The 4,228-nt window shown below is 30.1% G+C and carries 5 protein-coding genes; all 5 read right to left on the reverse strand.

Features of this window, described 5'->3' with window-relative positions:
* Positions 1 to 124: 124 nt before the first annotated feature.
* The gene (locus ABD939_RS00005; protein ID WP_345162845.1) at positions 125 to 703 is read right to left on the reverse strand and encodes an outer membrane beta-barrel protein; all 579 of its coding nucleotides are present in this window, start codon (positions 701 to 703) and stop codon (positions 125 to 127) included.
* A 166-nt stretch (positions 704 to 869) separates the two neighbouring features.
* Positions 870 to 1,502, reverse strand: coding sequence for a hypothetical protein (locus ABD939_RS00010; RefSeq protein WP_345162847.1), 633 nt, complete (start codon positions 1,500 to 1,502; stop codon positions 870 to 872).
* Positions 1,503 to 1,656: 154 nt separating this feature from the next.
* Positions 1,657 to 2,568, reverse strand: coding sequence for a hypothetical protein (locus ABD939_RS00015; RefSeq protein ID WP_345162850.1), 912 nt, complete (start codon positions 2,566 to 2,568; stop codon positions 1,657 to 1,659).
* A gap of 233 nt (positions 2,569 to 2,801) precedes the next feature.
* On the reverse strand, positions 2,802 to 3,335 hold the full coding sequence (locus tag ABD939_RS00020) for a hypothetical protein (protein WP_345162853.1): 534 nt from the start codon (positions 3,333 to 3,335) through the stop codon (positions 2,802 to 2,804).
* A gap of 189 nt (positions 3,336 to 3,524) precedes the next feature.
* Positions 3,525 to 4,228 (reverse strand): SMI1/KNR4 family protein (locus ABD939_RS00025; protein WP_345162856.1); only part of this gene is annotated, 704 nt, incomplete at its 5' end.

Below are 4,228 nucleotides of genomic sequence, written 5' to 3' on the forward strand. Positions count from 1 at the left end.
TATGGAAAGTTGCGTGTTTGTGTGCGAGGATTTTCCGAAGGAAAATCAGAAGCTAGCAAACGAGCAACTAACTTTCGTTTAGCTAAAACTAGCAATTTTTTATATACTTTGTTGTAGGTAGTTTTTATAATTTAAATCCGATTCCAATTTTTAGTAAATTCACATTAGTGTTAAATTTTATGTCAGGAACATCGTCTACATTTAGTTTTGTAAAATCATATTGAACTTGAATAAAGATTTTATTACTAATATCATATGCAACACCAAAATTAAATCCAAATCCACTTAAATTATCAGATTCACCAGAGACATCCATTCCGTTGTTAGAACCTGACAATTGAAAATTCATGAATGTATATCCTAAACCTAAAAAAGGGTGCAGTTTCTCTACAGATTCGACATTAAGTTCAGCAAAGATTTTAGGTTGAATAATATAAGTAGTCACTAAAAAGTCTTGAGGTGAATTATTCTGATTTGAATTATCTATCAGAACACTGCCATTTAAGCTAACACCAATTTTTACAGGGTTTAATTCTGCAAATCTGTATTTCAATCCAAGGTCAACTATTCCGTATGAGTCGTCTCCTAAAAAATTGTTGTCAATGGTTATTGGATAGTTAGCTTCGATGCTAAATTTTGAATCTTGAGAAAAGGCATTAATTGTAAAAATTAATAAAAATCCAAATAGTAAATTATGTTTCATAGTTCTGTTCTTAAATTACCTACAACGTGTTTGTGTATGGTTAGTTGCGTGTTTCAGCAACTAATTTAGTAAACAAAAACGAACGCGAGAAAATTCCGAAGGAATTTTCCAAATAAGCACTTGCCAAAGCAATTAATTATACACGGTGTTGCCAGTAGTTTTTTATTCACAAGTGCATTAAATTCAGTTCAATTGTATTCGATAAAGTATCAACTTTAAAATGAAACGGTTCGGCTCTATTAATTTCGTTTTCGTTATGCTCGAAATTAAATCCGTTTTCATAGCGTTTCCAAATTCCATTTTTAGATTCAGATTTTATTCCGTTATGTATTTGTTCCGTAATATGCTTTTCTTCGGATTCTTGATATTTGATTTTAAGTCCAATTGAATAATCAGAGTCAAAAGCTCCTTCTGTATGTTCGACTAAATTTTCCAAAATCTCAAAGTCATTTGGAATGCTCAAATCAGTTTTTTCTTTAATAAGTGGTTCGATTCTATCCAAAGCTAATTCGTCATCGGGTTTATTCATCGTTCCAGCAAATAGATAGACCATAAATCCAAGAGCTAAAATTGGCGTTAATGCAGTTGCTAATAATGCAAAACCAATCATTTTTTTGCCTTTTATTATCTGCCAAATTGATGAGATTAACATAATCAGAGCAGAACAAGCAAATAAATTAAATCCAAAATCAGTATTTGGTAATATAATTCCAGTTATAAAAATAAAGAAAGATATTCCGAAAAAGGCTAACGGAATCCACCATTTAATAACTAAATATTTCTTTAAAAGTCCTGTCATTCTCAAATTACTGGCAACGTTGTTGTATATGGTTTGTTGCGTGTTTCAAGCAACTAATTTAGTAAATAATTACCGACAAAGAAAGTCCGCGAGGACTTTCGCAAGTAGGCAAAAAGCCAGCAATAAATTATATACGGTGTTGTAATGCGTAATTTTATTTTTCAAATTTCAGTTCTTTCGTTTCAAGTTTAATAAGTCCGAATTTTTTCTCTCCATCCGAACTCTTTAACATAAATTTTTTGAATTCAAGGTCACGTTCAGTGCTACTTTCAATTAATAAGGATATTTCCCAATTTTCGAATCCGTTTTCACTTTTCCATTTTTTAATTGATTCCTTTAATCTTTCGGATTGTTCGTCATTCAGATTGTCATAAAGTTTTTTGTTGTTTATTTTAAATTGCTCTCCAATTTTTTCAAAGTCAATACGATAATGATGAATATGCTTTTGGTTAAAATTCTCAAATTCAAAGAAAGAAAATCGGTTGTCTGTGTACTTAGTTTTGTCGGTTACTTTTGGAAAGTAAAAATTGTAAATAACTTCTTGGTCATTATTTTTTTTAATCAGCAAACTACATAACGAGTCTAATTCCGCAAATGTTTTTTCTTTTTCCTTTTTTAGTGGTATAGCTGAATAAATTGTATTTACCCAACGAAATGTTCCATCACTATTTTCAATTCGGTCGGAAATTGCTCTTGCCTTTGGGTAATAAACCCGAATGTCTTTTTCAAGTGCTTCAGAAGCTCTAACCTTTGCCTTAATTGCCTGATATTCTTTATCAAACCTTTGCTTGTCAAATTCAAAAGGGCTTTGGTTTCCAAGGTTGTATACAACTGCAATAGGATATTCATCGTTTTCTACTATATAAAACTGGAATCCGTAAATTTTTCCAAACTCGTGAAAAGTTCCAATAAATTCTGTTTTAAATTGGTTATTATAAATTTCTGCTATTTGAGATTCCATAAACTTAATTGCTTTCTTTTCTTCTTTCTCAAACATTTTATTTTGTGCTTGAGAATTACATCCTAAAGTCAAAAATGTAAGAAGAAATAATATCTGGAATTTCATAAGTTTATTGGTACGGTTTTATGCATTACAACGGCTTCGGCTATGGTTAGTACGGGAATAAATAAGAGATTAATTTCCGATTAAGCACTTAGCCAAAACTTTTTATTTTGTTTTAATTTTTTCATTTTTAAAGCCAAATCAAAAGATTTGGCGGACTTTATAAAAATACACTAACTTTTGGATTAAACACCAAAACCCGTATTAATTATAGCCATTGTTGTGTTTTCGTACTTTTATATTTTGAATTCAATCTCTTGTTCCCACAAAGACTTTCTCCAATCAGTTACTATTGTTTTAATTTTCAATAAATCCCAATCAATATTCAAAATTGTTAGTCCTTGAAAAATTGGTGATTTATCTAAATATGTTACTTTTTCATAATTCAATTCAAAACAGTCTAAAACTTCTTTCGTTCCTCTATGAGGTGTTCCTTCGTCTTTATGTTTTGAGTAATTAGCCAATCCAATTATCAATTCTATTTTTGATTTTGGATATTCATTTTTGTTATTATCAATTCTGTATAATTCATTTTTGTTATTAAGGTTTCCCTTAAAATCTTTTATACTTCCATTGATATAATTCTGAAAAGCAATAAATGCTAATCCGTATATAGGTTCACTTTCTTCCATAAACCAATCTCCATCATACCAATGTATTTCATCAATTTGTTTTTTTAAAGAGTTAATGGCATCATTTAATCCACTAATTATGATTTCAAGACTGACTTGTCTATAATCAACTTTTAAATAATGGGTGAATTCATTCATAATTTCAATTCGTAAATTGTAATTCAGATTGTTTTTGGGTATGAAACACAACGGTTTCGTATAACCGTCAGTTACGGGTTAAATTAACTAATTTTATCTTTTATTCACTAGGTTAGCAATTCCGAGTGGATTCGGACGTAGTCGAATCCGCCGTAATTGCGGTTATACATTGTTGTACTGCGTTTTTATTCATCCTAAACCTAATTTATCTTCTTTATCTAATTCTCGAATGACTTCATACTTGCATTTTGTCGCAATTCGAATCCATTCTTTGAAACTATTTACTTTGTAATATAATTTTCTGTCGTCAATATTATAATAAGCAAGAGGCCATTCGCCATTTTCATTAGGCTGTGATGTCAAAAACACCCAAGCTCCACCATTTGAATTTTCGGTCATTAGACATAATAAAGTGTCTTTTTTATAAACTCCGAAACCATCAGTTTCAATTTCTTCGCCTAAATTTTTATGAAATTTCCCAAACCAATGTATCGTTCCGAATTCCATATTTATTCCATTAATTGGCTGGTCAATATGATATAGAGATTCAGCTCCGTTTCCAAATTCTTTAAGGAATAGTTTATAGGATTCAGGAAGTTTAATATTCATATCATTTTCCACCTTATTTATTACCTGATTAGAAATTTTTGGATTAATATTTTCGTGATATTTTAAGTCCTCTTTTAAAATTCCTATCAACTCTTGCATTTCTATATCTGACTTTGTTAGTTCGGTTGAATTATTTTTGTCTTTAACTGAATTACAAGACAGAAGTAATATTAAAATTAAAATGTATTTTGATAAAATGTTCATTTCGTTTCTCAAATGCAGTACAACGGTTTTGTGTATGGCTCGTTGCGGAAAATCAGCTATGATTTTCCGCCGTAACCGAA

The sequence above is a fragment of the Algibacter aquimarinus genome (genome assembly GCF_039543265.1).
GTDB classification, from domain to species: domain Bacteria; phylum Bacteroidota; class Bacteroidia; order Flavobacteriales; family Flavobacteriaceae; genus Algibacter_B; species Algibacter_B aquimarinus.